26 protein-coding genes are annotated in these 26,152 nt (G+C 35.2%); 12 read left to right on the top strand and 14 right to left on the bottom strand.

The features are described 5' to 3' along the window. Positions 1-108: 108 nt before the first annotated feature. Positions 109-735: a hypothetical protein gene (locus tag ABEG11_RS01510; RefSeq protein WP_348822434.1), complete on the top strand. Its 627-nt coding sequence runs from the start codon at positions 109-111 to the stop codon at positions 733-735. 70 nt (positions 736-805) lie between these two features. On the opposite strand, the gene argH is transcribed toward ABEG11_RS01510, so the two are convergent. The 12 genes from argH to ABEG11_RS01450 form a co-directional block, all read right to left on the bottom strand. Further along, the gene (argH, locus tag ABEG11_RS01505; RefSeq protein ID WP_348822433.1) at positions 806-2,086 is read right to left on the bottom strand and encodes an argininosuccinate lyase; all 1,281 of its coding nucleotides are present in this window, start codon (positions 2,084-2,086) and stop codon (positions 806-808) included. Between the two features lie 95 nt (positions 2,087-2,181). Beyond that, positions 2,182-3,258: a M20 family metallo-hydrolase gene (locus ABEG11_RS01500; RefSeq protein ID WP_348822432.1), complete on the bottom strand. Its 1,077-nt coding sequence runs from the start codon at positions 3,256-3,258 to the stop codon at positions 2,182-2,184. 67 nt (positions 3,259-3,325) lie between these two features. Further along, positions 3,326-4,102: an acetylglutamate kinase gene (gene argB, locus ABEG11_RS01495; protein ID WP_348822431.1), complete on the bottom strand. Its 777-nt coding sequence runs from the start codon at positions 4,100-4,102 to the stop codon at positions 3,326-3,328. A gap of 79 nt (positions 4,103-4,181) precedes the next feature. Next, positions 4,182-5,132 (bottom strand): N-acetylornithine carbamoyltransferase, encoded by a 951-nt coding sequence (locus tag ABEG11_RS01490; protein WP_348822430.1) that lies wholly within the window; start codon positions 5,130-5,132, stop codon positions 4,182-4,184. A gap of 74 nt (positions 5,133-5,206) precedes the next feature. Next, positions 5,207-5,920, bottom strand: a complete 714-nt coding sequence (locus ABEG11_RS01485; RefSeq protein ID WP_348822429.1) for a DUF3307 domain-containing protein — start codon at positions 5,918-5,920, stop codon at positions 5,207-5,209. Next, a complete protein-coding gene (locus ABEG11_RS01480) occupies positions 5,917-6,561 on the bottom strand; it encodes a transcriptional regulator (protein WP_348822428.1) in 645 nt (214 codons plus the stop codon). The genes ABEG11_RS01485 and ABEG11_RS01480 overlap by 4 nt, the downstream gene beginning before the upstream one ends. A 137-nt stretch (positions 6,562-6,698) precedes the next feature. Then, positions 6,699-7,460 carry a glutamate 5-kinase gene (proB, locus tag ABEG11_RS01475; protein WP_348822427.1) on the bottom strand — a complete coding sequence of 254 codons (762 nt, stop codon included), beginning with the start codon at positions 7,458-7,460 and terminating at the stop codon, positions 6,699-6,701. 112 nt (positions 7,461-7,572) lie between these two features. Further along, the gene (locus ABEG11_RS01470; RefSeq protein ID WP_348822426.1) at positions 7,573-8,769 is read right to left on the bottom strand and encodes a glutamate-5-semialdehyde dehydrogenase; all 1,197 of its coding nucleotides are present in this window, start codon (positions 8,767-8,769) and stop codon (positions 7,573-7,575) included. Positions 8,770-8,873: 104 nt separating this feature from the next. Next, positions 8,874-10,022 (bottom strand): aspartate aminotransferase family protein, encoded by a 1,149-nt coding sequence (locus ABEG11_RS01465; RefSeq protein ID WP_348822425.1) that lies wholly within the window; start codon positions 10,020-10,022, stop codon positions 8,874-8,876. A 109-nt stretch (positions 10,023-10,131) separates the two neighbouring features. Continuing rightward, entirely contained in the window at positions 10,132-11,109 is a 978-nt protein-coding gene (argC, locus tag ABEG11_RS01460) for an N-acetyl-gamma-glutamyl-phosphate reductase (RefSeq protein ID WP_348822424.1), read from the bottom strand. Between the two features lie 114 nt (positions 11,110-11,223). Continuing rightward, complete coding sequence (locus ABEG11_RS01455; RefSeq protein WP_348822423.1) at positions 11,224-12,417, bottom strand: argininosuccinate synthase; 1,194 nt, start codon at positions 12,415-12,417, stop codon at positions 11,224-11,226. A gap of 128 nt (positions 12,418-12,545) precedes the next feature. Continuing rightward, complete coding sequence (locus ABEG11_RS01450) at positions 12,546-13,163, bottom strand: GNAT family N-acetyltransferase (RefSeq protein WP_348822422.1); 618 nt, start codon at positions 13,161-13,163, stop codon at positions 12,546-12,548. A 203-nt stretch (positions 13,164-13,366) separates the two neighbouring features. Here ABEG11_RS01450 and ABEG11_RS01445 point away from each other — a divergent pair, with 203 nt between their 5' ends. The 4 genes from ABEG11_RS01445 to ABEG11_RS01430 all read left to right on the top strand — a co-directional run bounded on the left by ABEG11_RS01445 (position 13,367) and on the right by ABEG11_RS01430 (position 16,352). Further along, positions 13,367-13,513: a hypothetical protein gene (locus ABEG11_RS01445; protein WP_348822421.1), complete on the top strand. Its 147-nt coding sequence runs from the start codon at positions 13,367-13,369 to the stop codon at positions 13,511-13,513. Between the two features lie 285 nt (positions 13,514-13,798). Next, positions 13,799-14,230 carry a DUF8479 domain-containing protein gene (locus ABEG11_RS01440; RefSeq protein WP_348822420.1) on the top strand — a complete coding sequence of 144 codons (432 nt, stop codon included), beginning with the start codon at positions 13,799-13,801 and terminating at the stop codon, positions 14,228-14,230. A 271-nt stretch (positions 14,231-14,501) separates the two neighbouring features. Continuing rightward, positions 14,502-15,164 (top strand): carbonic anhydrase, encoded by a 663-nt coding sequence (locus ABEG11_RS01435; protein WP_348822419.1) that lies wholly within the window; start codon positions 14,502-14,504, stop codon positions 15,162-15,164. 15 nt (positions 15,165-15,179) lie between these two features. Continuing rightward, positions 15,180-16,352, top strand: a complete 1,173-nt coding sequence (locus ABEG11_RS01430) for a porin (RefSeq protein WP_348822418.1) — start codon at positions 15,180-15,182, stop codon at positions 16,350-16,352. 90 nt (positions 16,353-16,442) lie between these two features. Here ABEG11_RS01430 and ABEG11_RS01425 read toward each other — a convergent pair whose 3' ends face one another. Together ABEG11_RS01425 and fahA are read right to left on the bottom strand one after the other, a co-directional pair. Beyond that, entirely contained in the window at positions 16,443-17,627 is a 1,185-nt protein-coding gene (locus tag ABEG11_RS01425; protein ID WP_348822417.1) for a hypothetical protein, read from the bottom strand. A gap of 164 nt (positions 17,628-17,791) precedes the next feature. After that, positions 17,792-19,075: a fumarylacetoacetase gene (fahA, locus tag ABEG11_RS01420; RefSeq protein ID WP_348822416.1), complete on the bottom strand. Its 1,284-nt coding sequence runs from the start codon at positions 19,073-19,075 to the stop codon at positions 17,792-17,794. Positions 19,076-19,182: 107 nt separating this feature from the next. Between fahA and glyA the strand changes: the two genes are divergently transcribed. The 7 genes from glyA (at position 19,183) to ABEG11_RS01385 (ending at position 25,738) form a co-directional block, all read left to right on the top strand. Next, a complete protein-coding gene (glyA, locus tag ABEG11_RS01415) occupies positions 19,183-20,457 on the top strand; it encodes a serine hydroxymethyltransferase (RefSeq protein ID WP_281637827.1) in 1,275 nt (424 codons plus the stop codon). Between the two features lie 137 nt (positions 20,458-20,594). After that, complete coding sequence (locus ABEG11_RS01410) at positions 20,595-21,188, top strand: MiaE family protein (RefSeq protein WP_294779495.1); 594 nt, start codon at positions 20,595-20,597, stop codon at positions 21,186-21,188. Positions 21,189-21,569: 381 nt separating this feature from the next. Beyond that, complete coding sequence (locus ABEG11_RS01405) at positions 21,570-22,610, top strand: GMP reductase (RefSeq protein ID WP_348822415.1); 1,041 nt, start codon at positions 21,570-21,572, stop codon at positions 22,608-22,610. A 70-nt stretch (positions 22,611-22,680) separates the two neighbouring features. Continuing rightward, positions 22,681-23,178 (top strand): GNAT family N-acetyltransferase, encoded by a 498-nt coding sequence (locus ABEG11_RS01400; protein ID WP_348822414.1) that lies wholly within the window; start codon positions 22,681-22,683, stop codon positions 23,176-23,178. 121 nt (positions 23,179-23,299) lie between these two features. Further along, positions 23,300-23,737, top strand: coding sequence for a hypothetical protein (locus ABEG11_RS01395; protein ID WP_348822413.1), 438 nt, complete (start codon positions 23,300-23,302; stop codon positions 23,735-23,737). Between the two features lie 305 nt (positions 23,738-24,042). Beyond that, positions 24,043-24,999, top strand: coding sequence for a sensor histidine kinase (locus ABEG11_RS01390; RefSeq protein WP_348822412.1), 957 nt, complete (start codon positions 24,043-24,045; stop codon positions 24,997-24,999). Then, positions 24,992-25,738, top strand: coding sequence for a LytR/AlgR family response regulator transcription factor (locus tag ABEG11_RS01385; protein ID WP_348822411.1), 747 nt, complete (start codon positions 24,992-24,994; stop codon positions 25,736-25,738). Before ABEG11_RS01390 ends, ABEG11_RS01385 begins: the two co-directional genes overlap by 8 nt. Positions 25,739-26,152 lie beyond the last annotated feature (414 nt).

The following is a 26,152-nucleotide window of genomic DNA, read 5'->3' as shown; positions in this document are numbered from 1 at the left end:
AGCTTTAATGTTTATTATTTTTCAATTTGAGGAGAGAGTCAAATTGTTGAAATAAAATTGCATTACCCAGCACAATAATGTATATTGCAAAAACATAAAACCTGTCAGATGAGTGATTTGAAATATACAAACAAAACAAAAGCGGCTTTTATTCTGCTGATCGTTATGGTTCTTATTCTATTGAATAATTTCAGGACTTTGCATAATTCAAAAAAAACAAATGAAGATATAAATGCTATTTTTAACGATCGATTGGTTGTTGAGCATTATATTTTTCAATATGCAAACGAAATTCATTCAATAAAGGCAAGTGCAATACAAGCACAATTAAATGATACTCAAAAAATAGAAGCGATAGCATTAGCATTAGGTAATATTCAAAATATTGATAAACTATACTTAAAAACGGTTTTGACTTCGAATGAGAAATTATTTTTTAACTCATTTTTATCTGCCTGTACTTCGATTACTGAACAAAATCGAAATAAAAACTGGAATCAAATTACAAACCTGAGCAATAATGCGTTGCAAACATTAGGTGAATTATCTAATCTGCAAATCAAGGAAGGAAAATCCAAATTAGACCATGCGACAGCAATACATAATGGAAATAATAGTTTGGGAGAACTCGAAATCGCCTTGCTGGTCATTTTAACGGGGATTACTACTTTTTTATTAATGGCTAAGAAAAATAAGATCAAAGTCAAAATACCCGAAGCTCCAAGTTTGAATTAATGTAATAAAAAAGGCATCAGAAATTGAATTCCAATGCCTTTTTGTTTATGTAATAATTTTTATCTATCTGTTAATAAGAATCTTTCATTTTGTTTTTAATCTCTGCCAGACAAAGATTATTGATGCTTCCTTCGTGGGTATGTTTTGTTTCTTTTGGAGATTTATAAGTGCCGGCTTCTAATTGTTCAGCAACGGCCTTGTAAGCATCTCTGAAAGGCATTCCTGCAACAACCATTTCGTTTAAAGTATCTACTGTAAACAGATAATCATATTTTTTATCGGCAAGAATATTATCTTTTACCTTAATGTCTTTGATAGAGAAAATGGCAATGTCTAAACAGGCTTTAAGGTTTTGAATCGCTGGGAACAATCCTTCTTTCAACAATTGAAAATCCCTGTGATAACCGCTAGGCAGATTATTAGTAATCAAAGTGATTTCATACGGCAGGGCTTGAATTTTGTTGCATTTACCACGGATCAACTCGAAAACATCAGGGTTTTTCTTGTGTGGCATAATGCTCGAACCAGTCGTTAAATGAGATGGCAAGCCAATAAAATCAAAGTTCTGGCTCATGTACAAACAAACATCCATTGAGAATTTTGCCAAAGTTGCCGCAACACTGCTCATCGCAAAAGCAACTGTTTTCTCCGATTTTCCACGGCTCATTTGTGCCGCAACCGAATTGTATTTTAAGGTTTCAAAACCGAGTTCCTTGGTTGTGAAAGTTCTGTTGATAGGGAAGGAGCTCCCGTAACCTGCAGCAGAACCTAACGGATTTTGATCTACAACTTTCAACGCTGCATTAAGCATTGTAATATCGTCAATCAGGGTTTCGGCATAAGCAGAAAACCACATCCCGAAAGAGGATGGCATCGCAATCTGAAGGTGCGTGTAACCCGGAAGTAATACATTTTGATGCTTCTCTGCCGATTCCATCATTAAATCGAAAAGTGTTTTTACCTGCTCTTTCAATTCTTTGACAGCATCTTTCAGATATAAATTCACATCGACTAAAACCTGATCGTTACGGGAACGAGCCGTGTGGATTTTTTTTCCGGCATCGCCAAGTTTTATCGTCAGTAAATATTCGATTTTGGAGTGTACGTCCTCAAAACTGTCTTCGATTTCGAAATTGCCTTTCGCTATATCAGCAATAATATCTTCTAAAGCGAGCACTAAAGAAGCAGTTTCTTCAGAAGTTAATAAACCAATCTGGCTTAGCATTTTTGCATGAGCAATGGAACCTAAAGCATCATATTTGGCCAAAACCAAATCTAATTCCCTGTCATTTCCTACCGTAAAATGTTCGATTTGTTTATCTGTTGGTATTCCTTTTTCCCAAAGTTTCATAATAAGATTTTTAGATATTTAGACTGATAGAGTATTAGACTCGTTAGATTGTCAGGCCTTTTTAGGAAGTCTAATAATCTAACGGTCTAAGTTGTCTATGTAGTCTGAGCAAAGAAGTCTCCAAGTATTTTTATATACAATTGGATTCCTTCTTCGATTTCGTTTACATATATAAATTCATCTGCCGAATGTGACCGCAAGCTTTCTCCCGGTCCTAGTTTTAATGACTTGCAATACAAAACAGATTGATCCGAAAGGGTAGGAGAGCCATAAGTGGTTCTTCCCAAAGCGATACCTGCCTGTACCAATCCGTGCGAAACAGGGATTGATGATGCATTTAGATGCATTGAGCGAGGTGTAACTTCGGCATTGACATTCGCTCTTACAGTTTCTAGAATTTCGGTATTGTTGTAACAGTCATTTACCCGGATATCGACTACCAAATGGCATTCGGCTGGAACTACATTGTGCTGTTTTCCAGCTGTTATTTGGGTTACGGTCATTTTTACGGGACCTAAAACCTCCGATATTTTTTCGAATTGATAGGTTTTGAACCAGTCGATCACGGACATTGCATTATAAATCGGATTGTCAGGGTTGTTGTGAGCGGCGTGACTTGCAGTTCCTTTTACAACAACATCCAAAACTAATAATCCTTTTTCGGCTACAGCCAATTGCATCAAAGTAGGCTCGCCAACGATAGCACATTCCAACTCTGGTAAATGTTTCAAAACACTGTTCAAACCGTTTTTTCCACTGCTTTCTTCTTCTGCCGAAGCTACGATCACAATATTGTAAGGCAGGTTTTCTTTAGAATAAAAATGAGTGAATGTGGCTATTAGTGAAACCAAACATCCGCCGGCATCGTTGCTTCCTAAACCATATAGTTTTCCGTCTTTTACAATCGCTTCAAACGGGTCGTTGGTATAGCCTTGGTTGGGTTTTACAGTATCGTGATGCGAATTGAGTAAAAGTGTAGGTTTGGATTTGTCAAAATGCTGATTGTAAGCCCAGATATTGTTGTTTTCTCTTTCAAAAGGAATGTTGTTTTGTGTAAACCAATTTTCGATCAAAAGCGCCGTCTGATCTTCTTCGCTCGAAAAAGAAGGAGTTGCAATCAGCGACTTTAATAGAGAAATGGCTTCTTGTATGAGGGTTTCTATGTTTTTCATTTATTTTGTTTTCAACGCAAATTTCACGAATTAATTTGTGCAAATTAGTGAAATTAGTGTTTAATTTTTACAATTCGATTGTTGTACAAATTGCGTTTGTGTTTTGTAACATTCTGTGATGACCAATCCGTATTTTTTGAACGCCTTTCGATAAGCTGTTAAAACAATTATCCAATTTAGGAATCATACCGGAATGAATGGCGCCTTCTTCTTTTAATTTTGAATAAAGAGCTGAATTTATTTGCTGGATTACTGAATTTTCATCCTCTACATCGGTTAAAACTCCTGCTTTTTCGAAACAATAGGTTAGAGTAACATCAAAAACTTCGGAGGCAGCAATAGCCAATTCACTGGCAATGGTATCGGCGTTGGTGTTCAATAATTGTCCGTTTTTATCGTGAGTAATGGCACAAAAAACAGGAACAATTCCGCTATTGATTAAGATTTCTAATAATGGAGTGTTCACTTTTTGCACATCACCAACAAAACCATAATCAATTGTTGGATGGTTTCTTTTGGTGGATTGAATCAAATTTCCATCAGCACCCGAAAATCCTATGGCATTGGTGTTGTTAGCCTGCAATTGAGCAACCACATTTTTATTGATTTCGCCGGCATAAATCATTACAACTACGTCAAGCATTGGTTTGTCTGTAATTCTTCGTCCGTCAATCATCTGCGGAACCAGACCAATGCTCTGTGCCATTTTAGTAGCCGATTTTCCGCCTCCGTGAACGAGTATTTTATTGCCTTCAATTTTTGAAAAATCAGTCAAAAATTGTGCTAATTCTGTAGTATTGTCGATAATGTTACCGCCAATTTTTATGATAGATAATTTTGTCATTTTTGTAGTTTCTGAGATTCTAAGTTTCTAAGATTCTAAGTCACAAGCTAAAAACTTTGCAACTTAGAATCTTAGTAACTTAGCGACTTTTTTTCAATATTTTCTGCAGCACTAATTGAGCTGAATACGTTCTGTTATTCGCCTGCTCAATTACAATTGAATTTTCGCTGTCGATTACTTCGTCAGTAACAATTACATTACGTCTTACCGGCAGACAGTGCATGAATTTAGCATTGTTAGTCAGTTTCATTTTCTCGGCAGTAATAGTCCAGTTAGGGTCAGTATTAGTGATTTTACCATATTCTTTATAATTGCTCCAGTTTTTGGCGTAGATAAAATCGGCATTTGCAAAAGCTTTGTCCTGATCGTGTTCAATTTTAGAATCTTTAGTGATTTCAGGATTTAATTCGTAGCCTTCTGGGTGCGTAATTACAAAATCCATTTCGGTCTGTAACTGCATCATTTCCACAAATGAATTGGGAACAGCCTGAGGTAATGCTCTCGGGTGCGGTGCCCAGCTTAAAACAACTTTTGGTCTGTGTTTGGTTTTGTTTTCTTCCATTGTAATTGCATCTGCAAGTGACTGCAATGGGTGTCCTGTTGCGCTTTCCATATTTAGAATTGGTACAGTGGCGTGTTTTACGAAGCCGTTCATTACCGTTTCGGCATTGTCTTTTTCTTTGTCGACTAATCCGGCAAATGCTCTGATGGCAATAATGTCCGCATATTGAGAAACTACTTCTGCAGCTTCCTTGATATGTTCCGAAGCACCTTGGTTCATGACTGTCCCGTCTTCGTATTCCAGTGTCCAGCCTTCGCTGCCAAAATTCATCACCATAACGTTCATCCCTAAATTTATAGCTGCTTTTTGGGTACTCAAACGGGTTCTCAGACTCGAATTGAAAAATAACATTACCAAGGTTTTGTTTTTTCCTAGTTTTTTATTTTTAAGCGGATTTTTTTTGATTTTTAACGCTTCTTTCACCCATTTTTGGAGTGAATCTATTTCTTTTATTGAGGTGTAGTTCATTTTTTTATAGTTTAATCGGTTAATCGTTGATTTGTTTAACCGAATTATCAATTAAATAATTCAACTTTTTATAATTATAATTTTAATAAATATTGAGTTAATAGTCCCACCAGCAAGGCAATTCCAAAGCTCAATAATGTTCCTATTAGTATGTATTCTGTCAGTTTCCGCTCTTTGGATTCTTTTAGATCCCCAAACCTGAAAACTGATTTTGTTGCCAATAAAAAGCCAACAGCTTCAAAATGATTTGTGCAGATAAAAAGAAATACTAATAACCGTTCTAGTATTCCAATGTATTTGCCTGCATTCTTTAGAGACTGCTCTTTTTCATTGGGGATTACATCCGACCAAGGTTTTATAAGCACACTCATTATTATCGAAACGGGCTGTGTCAAAAAAACAACAGCTGTCGTGAGTATTAGAAACGAATTAGAAAACAATAATTCTAAAAGTTCTTTTTCTTTATTTATCCAAAAAAATCCCAAAATCAGAATTATTGCCAGATGCGCTATTTGGTCAGCAATGAACCAAGTAATCTTCGTGCTTTCTTTTTGAAATTTTAATTTGGCGTAATCTATGATTAAATGACTGAATGTTATCATCGTTACCAATTTCCAATCAGTAATGTCAAATAAAATCAATAATGACAGCAGACCGTGAATCATTGTATGGGCATATAACTGCCACGCCAATGCTTTTTTTTCTTCTTTTGCTTTTACCCAGCTATTAGGCTGCAGCAAAAAATCGCCCAGTAGGTGTGCCAATATTAATTTTGCTATAATTATCATTGCACCAATGTTTTTAGCTTGTGGCGGTACATTTTATCCAATTCCAAAATTTCATCAACATGAGCACGTTTGAATCTGCCGCTTACTGAATTTTGTCCAATACCCAGAATCGTCCCTATTTCTGCCTGTTTCTTTTCCGGATCTTCAAAAATCGTAGTAAATAATACTGCCGAATTTACTGTCCATGCGTCCATTTGTATAACTGCAAATTTCAGGTATAAATTCATTTCATAATCAAAATCTGGAAATGAAGACTGAATTGCCAATGTTGTTTTTTCCTTCTTCAGTTTTTCAAATTTCTCTCCCGAATTGATGAATGCCGTACCATTGCTTTCCGAAATTCTGCCAGCTGTATATTCTTTTGTCCCTAAACCAATTGATAATCGAACATCAATTGGAGCTGTTTTTTTTTGTTTTTCATTTATAAAAACACTCTTTATCAATGCTTTTATTTTTAAGCATACAAAAAGTGCTTCTTTTGGATCTTCAATTTCAATTTGAAAATAATCACCTCTAAAAATCTCCCATTTTTCGGGTGTCGAGCCATACGAACTCAATAATTTCTTTAATGGCGAAATCCATATTTCTTGATTTATCAATTTTCTTGAATTGATAATATCGGCTGTAATAATTGCTGTCATAATTCAAATATCGCATTAATTAATGATATTTCAAAATATCGTCTAAATACATGATATTTTAAAATATCGTTTAAATACGCGATATTTTAAAATATCGTTTAAAAAAGTGATAATTTTAAATACCACCGTACAGCATATTATATAATCTTTGTAAACGCAATTTTATTATCCAAAGCCTTCAGCATAAAATTGTCTTCCAGTCCGTTCACAATCCATGTTTCGATATTTCCTGCTTTGGCAATCGCTGCCGAATCAATTTTAGACTGCATGCCTCCGGTTCCATGAGACGATTTTTTGTCCCCAATTTCTTTTTGCAAAAGCGATAAATCAGTAACTAATTCTATCGTTTCCGGCACTTCGTCGTTGATTGATGCTTTTGTGTAAATGCCATTGGTATTCGTAGCAATAATCAGAATGTCAACGTTTAATAAAACAGCCGTTAAAGCTGCTAATTTATCATTATCTCCAAATTTAATCTCATCTGACGCAACAGTGTCATTTTCATTGATGATGGGGATATAATGATTTTTTACCAATACATTGATGGTGTTTACGATATTTTCTTTAGTCTGTTTTTTTTCAAAATCAGAATAGGAAAGGAGACATTGTGAGGTGAATAAACCCAAATCACGGAAATTCTCGTTGTAAATCCGCATTAAATGAGGTTGGCCAATCGATGCCAATGCTTGTTTTACGAAAACATCTTTATCGTGATTATCCAGTTTTACAAATTGTTTAGCTGCAGCAATTGCACCCGAACTCACAATAATGAATTCATATTCGTCCTGCAAAGCAGCAATCTGCACCCCAATGTCCTCAATCTTTCCTCTCGAAATATGATTGGTTTCCTTAGTTAAGGTGTTACTGCCTAACTTTAATAGTATTCTTTTTTTAGCCATTTTTTAAAGTCTCTAAGATGCTAAGTTTCTAAGTTTTCTTAAATCTAGTTGATATCAACTGTGTTTTAATTGATACCGAGCTAACTGATTACTGAAGCCTGCCAACTGCAGACTATCTTACCTGTCCTTCTCCGTAAACGTACCATTTATTGGTTACCAAATGCTGTAAACCAATTGGTCCGCGCTGATGCAGTTTGTCAGTGCTTATTGCTAATTCTCCTCCTAAACCAAACTGACCGCCGTCAGTGAATCGGGTAGAGGCATTTTGGTAAACTGCTGCTGTATCTACATTTTCCATGAATTCTTGGGCAGCAGTATCATTTTGAGTGATGATTGTTGCCGAATGGCCACCGCAATATTTGTTTATTTTTTCAATTGCTTCTTCATCAGAATTAACGATTCCGACAACAATTTTATAATTCAAAAATTCTTCGTACCAGATTTCCTCGTTTTCAATTGCAGGTACCTGAGCAGCTTTTGCGAAAGCGTCATCACCTAAAATTTCAACATTATATTTCTTTAATTCTCCCACCAATTCGGCTGCGAAAACCTGCCAATTTGGTAATTTAGTATCAATCAAAACTTTGTCCAAAGCATTGCAGACACCAATATTAGTTGTTTTTCCGTTGATGATAATGTCAAGTGCTTTTTTCAGATCGGCTTCTTGATTTATGTAAAGAAAGTTATTTCCGCGGCCGCTGACAATTACAGGACAAGTCGCATGTTTTTTGGTAAATTCGATTAGTTGTTCTCCGCCTCGAGGGACAATCAAATCGACTTTTTGAGTTGGGTTTTCTAAAAAAGCCTGAGTTTCAGCTCGGTTGTAATTTAGATATTCAACCCAATTCGTGTCAATTTCATTTTCTTCCAAGGCATGGTGCCAAAGCGAAACAATTTTCAAATTGGACAGCAAAGATTCTTTTCCGCCTTTCAATAAGATTTTATTTCCTGATTTGAATGCAATTCCTCCCGCTTCGACAGTTACGTCAGGTCGGGATTCGTAAATAATCATAATCGTTCCGAAAGCTGCCGTTTTGTTGGTTACTTTCATACCGTTTTCATGCGTGAAAGTAAAACGAATCTGCCCCACAGGATCTTCTTGGCTTGCCAATTGCTGCATGGATAAAATCATTCCGTTAATTTTGGCATCATCAACCAGCAAACGTTTTTCCATAGCCAAATCTTCTCCAGAATAATTATTTAAATCCTGCTGATTAATCGCTTTTATGTTGGCTCTTTCTTGTTCTAAAAGCACAGCCATGCGATTCAGAACTGCATTTCTTTTTTGTATCGGTAATAAAAGGCTCATTGGTTTTTTGGTTAAAAAGAATAAAATATTATTTAAACATATAAATCATATAAGTTTTTATAATTTTTAGCATCAAAACTTAAATGACTTATATGTTTTTAAAATTAAGCTTCAACAGCTTTCAATTCAGCTAAGCTTTCTTTCAAAGCGACTACGAATGCATCAATTGCTTCTTTTTTGATTGTCAAAGGCGGAAGGATTCTCAACAGATTTTTATTGTTGGCACTTCCTGTGAAAATCAATTTTTCGACAATCAGTTTTTTGCGTAGCGGACCAACTTCAAAATCAAATTCTACTCCCAGCATCAATCCTTTTCCTTTTACCTTAACGATTTCAGGAACTTGTTTAATCGCTTCAAGGAAATAAGCATAAACTTCATTTACGTTGTCGATTAGTTTTTGCTTTTCGATTACATCCAATACTGCAATTCCGGCAGCGCAGGCAAGGTGACTTCCTCCAAAAGTAGTTCCTAGCAATCCGTGGCTAGCTTTGAATATTGGTGAAATCAAAATACCGCCGATTGGGAATCCGTTCCCCATTCCTTTGGCAAGTGTGATAATGTCCGGTTTGATATTGTGGTGCTGGAAAGCGAAAAACTTCCCGCTTCTTCCGTAACCTGATTGTACTTCATCCAAAATCAAAACCGCTTCGTATTGTTTGCAAAGTTTTTCTAATCCTTGGAAAAATTCGGTAGTTCCTTCGTCCAATCCTCCAACACCCTGAATTCCTTCAATGATGACAGCAGTAACATCCCCTTTTTTGAATTCTGCTTCAACAGCTTCAAGGTTGTTTAAAGACAAGAAAGTAACCACTTGTTGCGCATTGATTGGAGCAACAATTTTCTTGTTGTCAGTAACAGCAACTGCTGCAGAAGTTCTTCCGTGGAAAGAGTTGTCAAAAGCGATTACTCTTGATTTTCCGTTGTGGAAAGAAGCTAGCTTTAATGCATTTTCATTGGCTTCGGCACCAGAACTGCACAAGAATAAGCTGTATTCCTCGCATCCTGAAAGTTTTCCAAGTTTTTCGGCCAATTCCACTTGAAGTGGATTTTGAATAGCATTTGAATAAAATCCCAGATTATCCAATTGGTTTTTCAATTTGGCTACATAATCCGGTTGTGTGTGTCCAATAGAGATTACTCCGTGGCCACTGTATAAGTCTAAATATTCTACTCCGTTTTCGTCAGTAATTGTGCAGTCTAATGCTTTTACAGGAGTGATGTTGTATAATGGGTAAACGTCAAATAAGTTCATGTTTTTACTGTTTATAGTTTATTGTTTTTGGTTTATAGTTTGTTGCTTGGTTTGTAGTTTATATCGTCCAGCAACCACAAACTGCAAACAACAAACCATAAACTTTTTTTTAGAATCCAGATGGTTTCAAATGCAGTCCTGTGGTTTCATCCAGTCCGAACATTAAATTCATGTTTTGGATGGCTTGCCCAGAGGCGCCTTTGACTAAATTATCGATCACCGAGGTGATCAAAATCCGGTTCCCTTTTTTTACTAAACTAATAATACATTTATTGGTTTGAACCACCTGTTTCATATTGATACCAGTTGTGGTAACAGTTACGAATGGCTGGTTTTTATAAAATGCTTCGTATTTGGCAACAATGTCTTCCAGACTTTCGTTGCAAGCCGTGTATAAAGTAGCAAAAATTCCTCTTGGGAAATCCCCTCTGTTCGGAATGAAAAGCAATTCGTTTTTATAATCAGCCTGCAATTGGTGTAAACTTTCTGAAATTTCACCTAAATGCTGGTGCTCGAAAGCTTTGTAATGCGACATATTGTTGTTTCTCCAGCTGAAATGAGAAGTTTCCGAAAGACTTACTCCGGCTCCTGTACTTCCAGTTGTAGCGTTGATGTGAACATCGTCGTTTAATAATTTGGCTTCCGCCAATGGCAATAAAGCCAATTGAATTGCGGTGGCAAAACAACCAGGATTAGCTATAAATTGAGCATTTTTTATCGCAGTTTTGTTCAATTCCGGTAAACCGTAAATGAATTTTTTACCGTCAAAAACTTCGTCTTTGTTCAATCTGTAATCATTTCCTAAATCAATGATTTTGGTATGGCTTGCAAATTGGTTTTCAGTCAAAAATGTTTTCGATTTTCCATGTCCTAAACACAAGAAAACCACATTTACGTCAGGGTTTACTTTGTCGGTAAAATTCATTTCGATATCGCCCAACAAATCGTGGTGCGCTACCGAAAGCGGTTTTCCGGCATTGGTTGTGCTGTACACAAAATCTAGTTTGGCGTTGGGATGAAACATCAGTATTCTGATGAGTTCTCCGGCCGTATAACCGGAACCGCCTATGATTCCAACATTAATCATAATTTTTTATATTTATTTTGGTTGGTAGAGACGGGTTTCAAACCCGTCTGTACATTATGTTTGAAGCCCATCTGTACTTTGTGGTTGAAAGCCGTCTGTATAATACAAAATTATTTACTCGTAAGATTCGGCGTTTACAGATGAATATATTTTTTGGGCATTACCCATAATTTTGATAAATCCTTTCGCATCGTCTGATGTCCAGGCGTTGTTCATTTCTCCGTATTGACCAAAACCTGTGTTCATCAAATCATTTTTAGATTCAATTCCGTCTAATGAAAAATGGTATGGTTTAAGCGAAACCGTCACAGTTCCATTTACGGTAGTTTGAGTATCTTCAAGGAAAGTCTCGATGTTACGCATTACCGGATCCAAGAACTGACCTTCGTGGAATAACATTCCGTACCAGTTTCCTAGCTGTTCTTTCCAGTATTGCTGCCATTTTCCAAGCGTATGTTTTTCTAGTAAATGGTGTGCTTTGATAATGATTAGCGGTGCAGCGGCTTCAAAACCAACTCTTCCTTTGATTCCGATAATCGTGTCGCCAACGTGGATATCCCTTCCAATTGCGTAAGCATTGGCTAGTTTTTCTAAAGTAACAATGTTGTTTGAAGGTTTGTCAGCTACACCATTTACAGCAACTAGTTCCCCTTTTTTGAATTCTAAAGTCACTTTCTCTTCGCCTTCTTTTTGCAATTGAGATGGATATGCTTCACTTGGTAATGGCTGTCCAGAAGTTAAAGTTTCTTTTCCTCCAACACTTGTTCCCCACAATCCTTTGTTGATAGAATATTGTGCTTTTTCCCAAGAATATTCTACTCCGTTTGCTTGTAGATAAGCAACTTCTTCTTGTCTTGAAAGTTTTAAGTCTCTGATAGGAGTGATGATTTCGATTTCAGGAGCGATGGTTTGGAAAATTAAATCAAAACGAATCTGGTCATTTCCAGCGCCTGTGCTTCCATGTGCGATAGCTTCAGCACCTACAGATTTAGCATATTTTATAGCTTCGATTGCCTGGAAAACACGTTCAGCGCTTACAGATAGCGGGTAAGTATTGTTTTTTAATACGTTTCCGTAAATCAAATATTTGATGGCTTTGTCGTAATATTTATCAAGGATAGTCAAGTTAGCGTGTTTTGCACTTCCTAGTTCATAAGCTCTGTCTTCGATTGCTTTTAATTCAGCATCGTCAAAACCGCCTGTGTTAATTAATACAGTATGAACTTCATATCCTTTTTCATTTTTCAAATATTTAAGACAATATGATGTGTCCAATCCTCCGCTATATGCTAATACTACTTTTTTCATTTTGTTATGTTTTTTACCTCCTCAGCCCCTCCCGAGGAGGTTTTGTGGAAGCTGATTGCGTTTATATTTATTTTTTTATATTTATTCCTCGACTCCCTCTCCTTCGGGGAGGGTTGGGGAGGGGTTTGTTATTTTTTTAAAAAAAGTGCTTGTTTAATTTCTTTAAGACGATTCCAAATCCTTACATTAAAAGGATGCTTTGGCGGATCTTTCGGTTTTTCCTTTGGATCATAAAGCATTCCGGTACACAGGCACATTTTATAATCTTTGCTTTTTAGGATTTCAAAATTGGTACAGGTTTGACAGCCTTTCCAAAAACTAGGATCGTTCGTCAATTCTGAAAACGGAACCGGTTTATATCCTAAATCGGAATTGATTTTCATCACCGCAAGACCAGTTGTGATTCCGAAAACTTTAGCTTCAGGGTATTTTTTTAACGAATAGTCAAAAACAAAAGATTTGATTTTTTTTGCCAGTCCCAAATTTCTATAATCCGGATGTACGATTAAACCGGAATGAGCTACAAACTGACCGTGCTGCCAGCTTTCGATATAGCAGAAACCGGCAAAAATTCCGTTGTTAAGCGCAATGACAGCATCACCTTTTTCCATCTTTTTTATGATGTATTCCGGTGTTCTTTTGGCAATTCCAGTACCTCTCAGCAGGGCAGAAGATTCTATCGTGTCGCATATTTCCTGCGCATACTTATAATGTTCTTCCTGAGTTACTACAATAGAAATGTTCATTTCAAGAGTTATATTTTAGGTTAAAAAATGTGCTGTAACAGAGTTTGTACTGCTCATTTTCTGCAATGCCAAATATAAGGCAAATACAATAAATGGCAATCCAAATAATTGAATTACAGATAGATAAAATTTGTCTGGTGATTTTTTCTGGATTTATTAATCCAAATAAAAATGGAAATAATTTCAAAACGATAAAAATAAAAATGAATAATATAATACGATTACACAATGGAGGCTATAACTATAGCATCCGTACTTCGGGAGAAGTCCTAAGTGTCATTATCCGGGAGATAACTGTTTTATATGTTTTTATTTTTTTCATTGGTGCAAAAGTACAATTAATTTTTTAACAGGAGATTGATTTTTTTGTAAAAGTCAAATTTTTAACAAAATGAGTTGTTTTTGTAATAAAAAGAAAATTTTGATTTAAATAGCTGTTTTTAAAAGATGATTTTCTTTTTTTATACCAGTCTAAGATTTAATTTAAAATGATTTCTAAAATAAATAGCTATGTGTTTTTTAAATTGCAAAAAAAAAAGCAAAAATGCAGATTTGTTTTATTGGTTATACTTTATATTTGAAAGCGAGCTTGCAACTTGCATTTCATTAATTTTTTATAGTGGCAGAATATAATTATGGACGATAAAAGAAGAAGAAATAAAATACTTATTAGAAAAGTAATTAAAATCGTTTTTGTTTTTGTTTTAATATTTTTGATACAGCATTTTTATATCAGAAATAAAATGATAGGTGATGAAATTTCTCCATTAGTAAATCATTATAACAGTGCTTGTCCCATGATGATAAGTGATGATATCCGAATGGAAAGTATCAATTCATTGCCCGAAAATACGGTTCAATATGATTTTACTCTGGTACGGGTCATCAAGGAAAATATTGATGTTAATGCTTTGAAAAAGTCTGTTGAAAAGGAAATTTTGACTGCTTCAAAGACAAATCCGAGCCTCGAAGCTTTTAGGAGCAATAGTACGACAGTGGTTTATGTTTATAGGGATAATAATCAAAAATTACTGTTTAAAGTTGTATTGACTCCTGAGCAATATTAATAAAAGTCTTCAAAATAAAATAGGCATGTAATTTTTTATGTATCCTTAAAGAAACATCGCTTTAGTCTTAAGTCAGTTTTTTTGTTGTGTTTGGTTCTTCTTGATATTTGTTTATTTTTTTTCTTGTCTGTCACAATAATTAATTCTGTAAATATGATAAATGTCAATATTTACACAGTTTTATGATTCTAACTTTGTCACTTCACAGACAAAGATAGGTTTGACTATATTTTTTCGGAGGACTTAGATTTGTCAAAATTTAAGAACTATCATGATTAAAAAAGGACTCCTTTATCTATTATTTATAAGCGCATTATCTGCTTGTAATCATTCAGAAAATTCTAATCTTACGCCACTCCAGAAACTCGAAGAGGGAAATAAAAGATTTGCTTCTGGTAAACCCATGCATCCTGATGAAACACTCGAAAGATTGAGAGAGCTTAAAAAAGGACAGCATCCATTTGCTGTTGTTGTAAGCTGTTCAGATTCCAGAGTGCCGGCCGAACTTGTTTTTGATCAGGGTTTAGGGGATATATTTTCCATTCGTACTGCTGGTAATGTCATTGGAGACTATGAATTGGGGAGTATTGAATATGCTGTTGAGCACTTAGATTGTAAATTGATTGTTGTCATGGGACACAAAAGCTGTGGCGCAATAAAAGCATTTATTGATTCAAAGGGACATTATAATCATGAAGATCATATCAAAAAAATTGTTGAATATATCGAAAATGAGAAAGAAGAAAGTGATCTTGCCAAGGAAGATAAATTGTCTGTTGATAATGCTATAAATGCCAATGTGCAGCATGGTGTTGCTTTTTTAAAAACGGCTAAGCCAATTTTGAATGAACATTATAAACAAAATAAAATTGCAATTATAGGTGCTATATATGATATTGAATCAGGTAAAGTGACTTTTAAAAACCTAAAATAGCATAATACTGTACTGATGAAAAAATATTTATTTTGGATGCTTGTTTTTTTACCTGTTTTAACTTTTGGGCAAATAGAAAAGCATGACGAAAATATAGGACAGCTGCCATTGATTTCAGCTTCAAAGCTGTCTTTGCTTAAAGATGTGGATGTGATTTTTAATACCCGTATGGCTTTTGATAATTATTTTGTTGATGGAGAACATATTAATTCTCTATTTTCAATGAATCAATTTCGTTTGGAAGTGAAAGGAAAAATTCACGAGAAAGTTTTTTTCAGGTTCCGAAACCGCTACACAAAAATTGCCGATCCCAATACTGTAGACAATGTCAGCCGTGCTGTTGATTTGGCTTATATTTCCATTGATATTGCTCCTGGAACTAAACTTAGTGCTGGTAAAATGATTGGAGATTGGGGAGGTTACGAGCTGCTTACAAATCCTATTGAAATTTTATCGTACAATAGTATAAATGATAAGGCTGATAATTTTTTGGTCGGGGCATCAATTTCGCATACGTTAGAGGATCGTAAAAACAGTTTTAATCTTCAAGTACTCAATTCCAGAACTAAAACATTAGATGCACAATATGGTACTGCACTGCCTCCTGAAATTACTTCAGCAGCAATGCCGCTTGTGGCGGTCGGCAATTGGAAAGGGCATCTGTTCGATAATAAATTGGAAACTACTTATAGTTATAGTTTTTTTAATGATACAAAAGATGCTAAGGGAAATTATGTTTCGCTTGGAAATAAGCTTAAAGCAGATAAATTAGTACTGTATTATGATTTTCAGTACAGCAAGGAGGATCTGGATAGAAAAGGCATTGTTACCAATATTGTCAAGAATAAATATGGATACATTGCTGAAGATGTAAATTATATGGAAAACTGGATAAGAGCCGAATATATGATTGCACCAAAAATAAATCTTCTGCTTACAGTGATGAACAGTAATGCTTATTGGAAGGGAAATCCGGATCCTAATAAAAGCGACAGGTTAATGACTTCTTATGGAATTATTCCAACAATTGAATATTCTCCTTTTTCTGATTTAAATCTGAAGCTTTTTGCGGGTTATGTTGCAAAGAAAAACAATTATTCTGCTTATGCTCAACAAGCATTCAATGCAATTGATGGTACTTCAGGGCAAATTAGTTTTGGAATAATTGCACCGTTATTGATTTTGTAATTAACTGCTGCTGAATATAACCGCAAGATTCACAATATTACGGACAAACGTAATTCTAGTGAATCCTGCGGTTAATTTATTTTATGAAATCTATTTTCTAAACTGATTACTGGTAATTACTGCATTTATCTTTGCTTTTAGATCTTCGCCAGTGTCATAAACCATTTGTTCACTTGTAGGAAACGGAACAATTTTCTTGTCAAAATAAGCATAATAATTATCATCTGCCGCACGACGGTCTCCTTTGTAAGTCGAATAAATATTTTCGAATACAAATTCGCTTGCAATAGGAAAAGATTCTAGTGGCTGATTGGTGTTTTTGTCAAAATAATCTACTTTGGCAGTGATTTGGCATGATTTAAATTGTCTAACCTCATAAATTCTCACCGTTGCTTTTATCATGTTGTCTATCATTACAGGCTTTCCTTGTCTGTCGACAACAACTTTTCCGTTAGAGTCAATTTGTTTTTTCTGTCCATCAACTATTTGTCGTTCTTTAACGAACTCCCGCTCTTTTATCTGTTCAGGAGAGATTGAAATGGATCTAAAACTGATAAGCATTCCATAATCGTAATGAATATCTTTTTGTTTTGCATTATGGTAAATTGTCCATTTGTCATTCATTTTATAGCTTTTGAAGTCCAATAAATCATTCTGCAATTGAGCAGGAATAACCATATTGGTTTCGTTTTGAGTAGTCACAATAACAAAATCTGTTCCTCTAAATTGAGCCTCATCAATGATTTTACCTGCATCTTTGTAATTTGGATTTATTTTTTCCAGATAAACCAGATCATCATAAGCCTTGCGGCAATTCATTTTGTTTTTTGTGAGAAGCAAAGCTTTCGCATTAGTGTATAAATAATTGGACAATGCATTCTTACTGCTTATAATTCTGTCATTATAATTATCAAATGGAAAAATGGCATCTCGCCCTTCTTTAATTAATTTTAGCGGAAGCAAAGGCTTGATTTTTTCTTGTCTGTCATTTAAAGTTAAATATGTATTGTATATTTTCTCTAGATTGGCAGGCTTGTTTTCTTTTGTTAAAAAATCAGCATTGTTTAGATCGCGTTCTTTGGCTTTTGCGAAAGCTTCTTCAAGCAGATAGATATAATCCTGTTTTCCTTTCTTGTCTTTGTTAGAACGCAGATTGGAAAGTGCAATATCGATAGCAGCATCATAATTTCCTGATGCTAAATTGTTTTGGGTCTGTTTCACGCCACATGACGCAAGTAAGGTGAAAAATGCAATTAGAATAGTAATTTTTTTCATTTTATGAGGTAGTTGTTAGGTCAATAGGGGTCAAAAAGATGTTTGCGAATTTACAATAATTTTGAAATGATGAACTGGTTTTTAGAACTGTTTATTCAAAAATAATGCCAAAAAAAACCGGCAGATTATAAAAAATGCCGGACTTTAGGGAAGAAATATTTTTTTTATTGTCGTACAAATGGAGGGAGCAATTGGCTGGAACATTCGCCAAAACCTATGCGGACCTGCCCATTTTGACTGTATCCTTTCATGATAACCGTGTCGCCGTCGTTTATAAATTTACGTTCACTTCCATCATTTAAAGTAATTGGATTTTTTCCTCCCCAAGATAATTCCAGCATGGAACCATAACTGTCTGGTGTTGGTCCTGAAATTGTTCCTGATCCCATCATATCGCCAGAATTTACACGGCATCCGTTAGAGGTGTGATGTGCTAACTGCTGGCTCATGGTCCAGTACATATATTTAAAATTGGTTCTGGAAACAACAGTAGGTTCTGCATTTTCGGGAGCAATAGCCACTTCGAGATTAATATCAAAGGTATGTTTTCCTTTCTGCTGTAAATAGGGGAAAGGTGTAGGTTCCTGTTTTGGTCCTTTGGTTCTAAAAGGTTCCAAAGCATCCATAGTGATAATCCAAGGAGAGATAGAAGTAGCAAAGTTTTTTGCCAAGAATGGTCCCAGCGGTACGTATTCCCATTTTTGAATATCGCGAGCACTCCAGTCATTCATTAAGACCATTCCGAAAATATAATCTTCGGTTTCAGCAATGGGAATAGTTTCTCCCATAATATTGCAGTCGGTAGTGATGAAAGCCGTTTCCAATTCGAAATCTACTGATCGTGACGGGCCAAAAACAGGAGAAGTTTCACCGTTTGGCAGAATCTGTCCCATGGGTCTGTGTACCGGAATTCCAGAGGGGATAATAGAAGAACTTCTTCCGTGGTATCCTACAGGAACGTGAAGCCAGTTTGGCAGTAAAGCATTTTCGGGATCACGAAACATCTTGCCTACATTGGTCGCATGTTCTCTGCTCGAATAAAAATCGGTATAGTCGCCTATCAGTACTGGAAGCTGCATTTCTACATCTTCCATCTTGAAAATAACAATGTCTCTATGCTTGGTATTATCTCTTAATTCAGGATTTGTGGCATCAAAAATTTCTGCAATTCTGTTTCGGACTAAACGCCATGTTTTTTGTCCGTCGGAAATGAAATCATTCAAAGTATCCTGCATGAACATATCATCTGTCAATTCAATTCCTTCGAAGTAATTCAGTTGCTGCAATGCACCCAAGTCGATTGCAAAATCACCAATTCGGCTTCCTACCGTCACGATATTTTCTTTGGTAAGGAAAACTCCAAACGGGATGTTTTGAATAGGAAAATCACTGTCAGAAGGTACTTCTAACCATGATTTTCTTGTGGTATCGTTGGCTGTTATTGGCATGATAATGGTGTTGTTTTGTTGAAAATTACTTGTCAAATATATTATAATCTAATTGTTTACCAAACGTTTTTTTGTATTTTTGCGTCAAATTAACGAAAATCAAAGAAATGCAACGCGACAAACAAATTTTTGACCTTATTTTAGAAGAACAAGACAGACAGATTCATGGACTGGAGCTTATTGCTTCAGAGAATTTTGTAAGTGATGAAGTAATAGAAGCAGCTGGTTCTATTTTAACAAACAAATATGCTGAAGGCTATCCTGGCAAAAGATATTACGGAGGATGTGAAGTTGTGGATGTTATTGAGCAGATTGCTATTGACAGAGCTAAAGAATTGTTTGGTGCTGCCTATGCAAACGTACAGCCACACTCTGGATCTCAGGCAAATGCTTCTGTTTACCATGCTTGTTTACAGCCAGGTGATAAAATATTAGGATTCGATTTGTCTCACGGCGGGCACTTGACTCACGGTTCTCCTGTAAACTTTTCAGGGCGTGTTTACAATCCGGTATTTTACGGTGTAGATAAAGAAACCGGACGATTAGATTATGATAAAATTCAGGAAATAGCGACTAAAGAACAGCCAAAAATAATCGTTGCGGGTGCTTCGGCATATTCACGTGATATGGATTTTGAGCGTTTTAGAGTAATCGCTGACAGCGTTGGAGCAATTTTGATGGCTGATATTTCTCACCCAGCGGGGCTTATCGCAAAAGGTTTAATGAATGACCCGATTCCTCACTGTCATATAGTTACAACAACAACTCACAAAACATTACGCGGACCAAGAGGAGGTCTTATTTTGATGGGTAAAGATTTTGAAAACCCATGGGGATTGAAAACTCCAAAAGGTGAAATCAGAATGATGTCTTCTTTATTAGATTTAGCTGTTTTCCCTGGAAACCAAGGAGGTCCTTTAATGCATATCATTGCAGCAAAAGCAGTAGCTTTTGGAGAGGCATTGCAAGATGAGTTCTTTACGTATGCTATGCAATTGCAAAAAAATGCAAACGCAATGGCTGATGCTTTTGTAAAAAGAGGATACAATATCATTTCTGGAGGAACAGACAATCATATGATGCTGATCGACCTTAGAAATAAAGGAATTTCTGGAAAAGATGCTGAAAATGCATTGGTAAAAGCAGAAATCACTGTAAATAAAAACATGGTTCCATTTGATGATAAATCACCATTTGTAACTTCAGGTATCCGTGTTGGAACTGCAGCAGTTACTACCCGCGGTCTTGTTGAAGAAGATATGGAAACTATCGTTGATTTGATCGACAGAGTTTTATCTGACCATACAAACGAAGATGTTATCGAAGCTGTTGCTAATGAAGTTGACGAAATGATGAGCGAAAGAGCAATCTTTGTATTCTAAATTTAGTTTACGAGTTTAAAGTTTAAAAGTTTAAGGTTTTGTGTTTGCCAAAAGCATTCCAAAACTTTAAACTTTTTCAGTTTTATTGATTAAGTCTGAATTCTAAAATCTGCATTCTAAAATCTAAAAGTTTAAAAATGGGCGTACTACGATTACAGCTGCCAACTGATCCAAGATGGGTCAATATAGTAGAGAAAAATATAGAAGAAATACTTACCGATCATGCTTGGTGCGAGCAGAAAGCAGCTACCAATGCTATTACGATTATCACCAATAATTCGGAACATCAGGATCTGGTAAAGGATTTATTGGCTTTGGCCAAAGAAGAAATCGATCATTTTGAGCAGGTACACAATATCATTATCAAGCGCGGACTGAAATTAGGCCGTGAACGCAAAGATGATTATGTAAATGAATTGTATCTCTATATGAAAAAGAGCGGTGACGGAAGCCGGGTTTCGGGACTTGTAGAGCGATTACTGTTTTCGGCTATGATTGAAGCCAGAAGCTGTGAGCGTTTCAAGGTTTTGTCCGAAAATATTAAAGACGAAGAGTTGGCTGTTTTTTACAGGGAACTGATGGAAAGCGAGGCAGGACATTATACAACATTTATAACCTACGCCCGAAAATACGGCGTTGGAATTGATGTAGAAAAACGCTGGAGAGAATGGCTGGAATTTGAAGAATCTATCATAACTAATTATGGTAAGGGCGAGACCATTCACGGATAATTTTCAATGTTTTTTAGTTATTAATTGCTCACAGGAGTGATAATAAGTTAAGTTTTAATTTATTCTCGCAGAGACGCGAAGTCGCAAAGTTTAGATCAGATTTCTTTGCGTCTTAGCGACTTTGCGAGAATTATATTTGAATAGACTTTAGTAAGAAAACGTTAACTTAATGACATTGTGTAATAGCAGATTGAAAAAGTAAATTTCCGCAAATTACTTTTGAGTTGTAGTTGATTTTTTAGTTTTAAAATTCGCGCAATTCGTGTTTGTAATTTTGTTTTAAACCTCTGATTGTTGATAAAAGGATTATTAGTTTTTGCCTGTTTTTTACGGGTCAGCTTTCAAAATGGCTATATTTGAGAGTAACCAAAAGCTATAGCCATGAGAATAGAAACCGACTTAAAATTAGGATTTAAAGACGTCATGATCAGACCAAAAAGGTCTACTTTGAAAAGCAGATCCGAAGTCTCGTTGGAACGGAATTTTAATTTTCTGCACAGTACAGGCACATGGACAGGAATTCCGATTATGGCAGCCAATATGGATACTGTCGGGACTTTCGAAATGGCAGCAGTTTTAGCCAAAGAAAAGCTGTTTACGGCCATTCATAAACATTATTCTCCGCAGGAATGGAACGATTTTCTGCAGAAAGTTTCTCCGGATTTTTATAATTATATTGCAATAAGCACAGGAACCGGAAAAGAAGATTCTGTAAAAATTAATACAATTATAAAAGCAAATCCGCTGCTTCGATTTATCTGCATCGATGTTGCAAATGGTTATTCGGAACACTTTGTTCAGTTTTTAAAACAAACCCGAAAACAATATCCCGATAAAGTTATTATTGCCGGCAATGTGGTCACTGGAGAAATGGTTGAAGAACTATTGCTTGCGGGTGCTGATATCGTAAAAGTCGGAATTGGTCCCGGCTCAGTCTGTACCACTCGTGTAAAAACCGGTGTTGGATATCCGCAGCTTTCGGCAATTATCGAATGTGCCGATGCAGCGCACGGTTTGGGCGGACATATCATAAGCGATGGAGGCTGTGCAATTCCAGGCGATGTGGCTAAAGCTTTTGGTGCAGGCTCTGATTTTGTGATGCTGGGCGGTATGCTCGCTGGTCATGAAGAAAGCGGAGGCGAACTAATTGAAATCAGCGGACAAAAATTCAAACAATTTTACGGTATGAGTTCTGCAACCGCAATGGATAAACACGTTGGCGGTGTTGCCGAATACAGAGCAAGCGAAGGAAAAACAGTTCAGGTGCCTTTTAAAGGCAAGGTTATAAATACACTGCTGGATATTTTAGGCGGATTGCGCAGTACCTGTACCTATGTAGGCGCTTCAAGACTAAAGGAACTCACTAAACGAACTACATTTATAAGGGTAAGCGAGCAGGAAAATCAGGTTTTTACCGATTAATTATTTTAAGGATTTTTTCTGGTTGGATACTTTTGAACTTTACAACATTTAAACTTTCGATTTATTAAATATGATTACAATTTCAGAAGCTGTAAACAGCGATATAAAAACAATTCAGGATATTGTTTATAAAACCTGGCCCATAACGTATGGTGAAATTCTATCCGATGAACAATTGAAATATATGCTGGATTTGTTTTATTCTGACGAAGCATTAAAAGCTCAGTTTGATGAAAAACAACAGCTGTTTTATTTAATTACCGAAGAAGAAACTGTTTTAGGATTTATCGGGATTGAACATCATTATCAGAACGAGAATAAGACGAAAATCCATAAGATTTATATTCTGCCCGAAACCCAAGGCAGAGGAATAGGAAGAATTGCTGTTGAAGCTGTCGAGAAACTGGCTTTAGAAAACAATTCTGATTCACTTTTACTGAACGTAAACCGATTCAATAAAGCATTGCATTTCTACCAGAAAATTGGTTTTGAAGTTTTTGATGAAATCAATATCGAAATCGGGAATGGTTATCTGATGGAAGATTATGTGATGATTAAAAAGCTGTAATCAGCAGTTTTTTGCCTGATTCAAGACTAATCCAACCCAATTCAAGAACCCCGGATTTCTTAGCAATAGTGCATTTACATTTGCTTTATAAAAATGTATTATTCACTAAAAAATCAAAACCATGAAGAATTTCCTTTACTTATTAGTGTTTGTTTTTGTTTCTTCTCTGAGTATGGCTCAATCAAAAGAGACAATTGAGAAGCCAGCAGCTAATGCTTATTTTGTTTTAAACAGAACAACAGTTCGAGTTGAAAATAATTTTATTCGTAATAAATATATTTCGTCTAATGAAGGTAAAGAGCCATATTATAATTCTGCAATATTTAATAATTTATCAAATAAAGAGTATCATTTTATAGTTTTAGGAGAGAAAATCAATCTTAAAATAACAGATCCAAAAGTGTTTGATAATTTATTTATGATAGGTGTCAGAGGTATTGATACTCTCAAAATAAATAAAGATTTATATCGAATTACAGATCTGGAAATTCAGATTGTAAAAAATAATAAAATCGTAAAAAATTGGATTTTAGTTACACAAACAAAAAAGTATACTTAAACTAATCTTATTGAAGGGAAAAAGCGTTTTGAAAACGGTTATTTTCCTTACACAGATTCATTAGTTAACGGAGATAAACTGTTAATTTTATTTAGACAAAAAGGAAAAGAAAGTTTTTTGAAGCTGCATTTTGAGAAGAAAGAAGGTGCCAGAAAACCTTTTATTATAATGTCAAATTCCAATAATTTAAATAAAACGGTAAGCTTTGAAAATTTATTCAGAAATCTATAGATAAATTACATAAAAACAGGTTTTTAGACAAATCAAATTTTCATGATTCTTGGCCTGAAGATTTTGCTCAAACAATGGCAGGCAGGCATTTCAAAGGTGAAAAATATTGTTTGGCTTTTAGGAAACCAAATGGTAAAAAAAGAACTTACGATAGTTTTCAATATCGTAAAAGCATAAATTCAAAAATTGGTGAATGGACAAATTCTAACGGTATTATTTTTCTGGATTTGAATGAATCTGGTGCCGAGTATAAACTTGAAGTCCGTTATAAGGACGATCCGAAATATGTTGCCGTTTATAGTTTTAATACTGAATCCGATTGGTACCAGACATTATGGTTTAAGATTGTCATTGGAATGTTTTTTCTATTAATTTTTTCAGTTGTTTACATCATTTGGATGAGAAGAATGACTGAAAGAAAACAATTGGAACAAAAATCAAAAAACAAAATGCTGTATGCGCAGCTTAATCCGCATTTTGTATTCAATGCTTTAGGTTCTATTCAGGGCCTGCTTAATGATAATCAGATAGAAAAAGCCAATCAATATCTGGCTGGTTTTGGTTCTCTCCTCAGAAGCACGCTTACTTCCAGTGAAAAGGAAACACAAAGCCTTGAAACCGAAATAAAAACTATCAAAAATTATATTGAATTAGAACAGCTGCGAAGTCCTTTTTCGTTTCGTTTAACGATTGATGAAAAAATTAATGTATATGAAACCCAAACGCTTCCTCTTTTAATACAGCCTTTGATAGAAAATGCGATAAAACATGGAATTTCAAATAAGGAAAAAGCAGAAATAACAATTACTATTTCAAAAATAGCTGATGATTTACTATTTGAATTAACTGATAACGGAAAAGGATTTGATACATTAGCAGAGCAGAAAGGTTTTGGTTTAAAACTCGTTAGAGAAAGAATAGAGTTATTTAATCAATCTTCAAAAAAGACGAAAATTGAGATGAAAATACAGAGTGATTTATCAGGAACCCAAGTTTCTGTTTTTTATAAAAACTGGCTTAAAAATGATTAAAGCAATCATCATCGACGACGAACAAAACAATATTATCAATCTGCAGCGACTGCTGGAAAAATACTGCCTGGAGGTTACTATTGCAGGTTCGTCATTGGATGCTGACGAAGGAATAAAACTAATTAAAAACAGCCATCCTGATCTGGTTTTTCTGGATATTCAAATGCCGGACAAGAATGGTTTTCAGGTTCTGCAGGAACTTAATTCGTATGATTTTGAAGTCATATTTGTGACCGCTTTCAGCCAGTATGGAATCCAGGCGATTAAATTTTCGGCGATTGATTATCTTTTGAAACCAATCGATATTGAAGAGTTAAAAAAAGCAGTTGCAAAAACAAGCGAAAAGCTGAAACATAAAAATCAAAATCTGCAGCTTCAGAATTTGCTTTATCATCTAAAAGAAAACAATAATAGCCCCGATCATCGCATTGCTATTTCATCGCTTAAAGAAACCCGTTTTGTCTATGTTAAAAATATAATCCGCTGCGAAAGCGAAAACAGTTATACATTATTTTATACCGATGATGGTGAAACGATAATTTCTACAGTGCCTCTTTATGAATACGATGAAATGCTCAGTGTTTATGGGTTTATTCGCTGTCATCAGTCCCATTTAGTAAATAAAAAGCATGTAAAAAGCCTGCTTAAAGAAGATAATTATACTTTGCTGCTTTATGACCAGATTCGGATTCCCGTTTCCCGCAATAAGAAAGATTTGGTCAAAAAAGCCCTAGTCTGATTTTATCAAAATTAATTTTAAAACCGAAGCCCAAAGCTTCGGTTTTTTATTGAAAATTGTCTTAAAACTTCAGTAATAACCTGAGTTCGATTATTGTTTTAGTAAAAAAATGAATAGGAATGGGCTTTAGCCCATTTTAAAAAAGGAAGATATAAATAGGCTTTAGCCAAATTTTAAGTAGGTTTCGGCTAAAGCCTTATTCATTTTGTAAATTTTAACATCTGGCTAAAGCCAGACGCAATTGATTTTGGTTTAAATACTTCACAATCAATATTTTATATTTTAAATAATAATTGAACTCAGGTTAATAGGTATTTAGAATTTGTATTATAAATGTCTTCTGTTACATAATTTACATGTTACTGTGTATTGTAATTTAGAAAGGAGTAATTTTAATGTGTTGATTATCAAATA

Source organism: Flavobacterium aestuarii (assembly GCF_040049115.1).
GTDB classification, from domain to species: Bacteria; Bacteroidota; Bacteroidia; order Flavobacteriales; family Flavobacteriaceae; genus Flavobacterium; species Flavobacterium aestuarii.
This window is presented reverse-complemented; position numbering and strand designations above follow the sequence as displayed.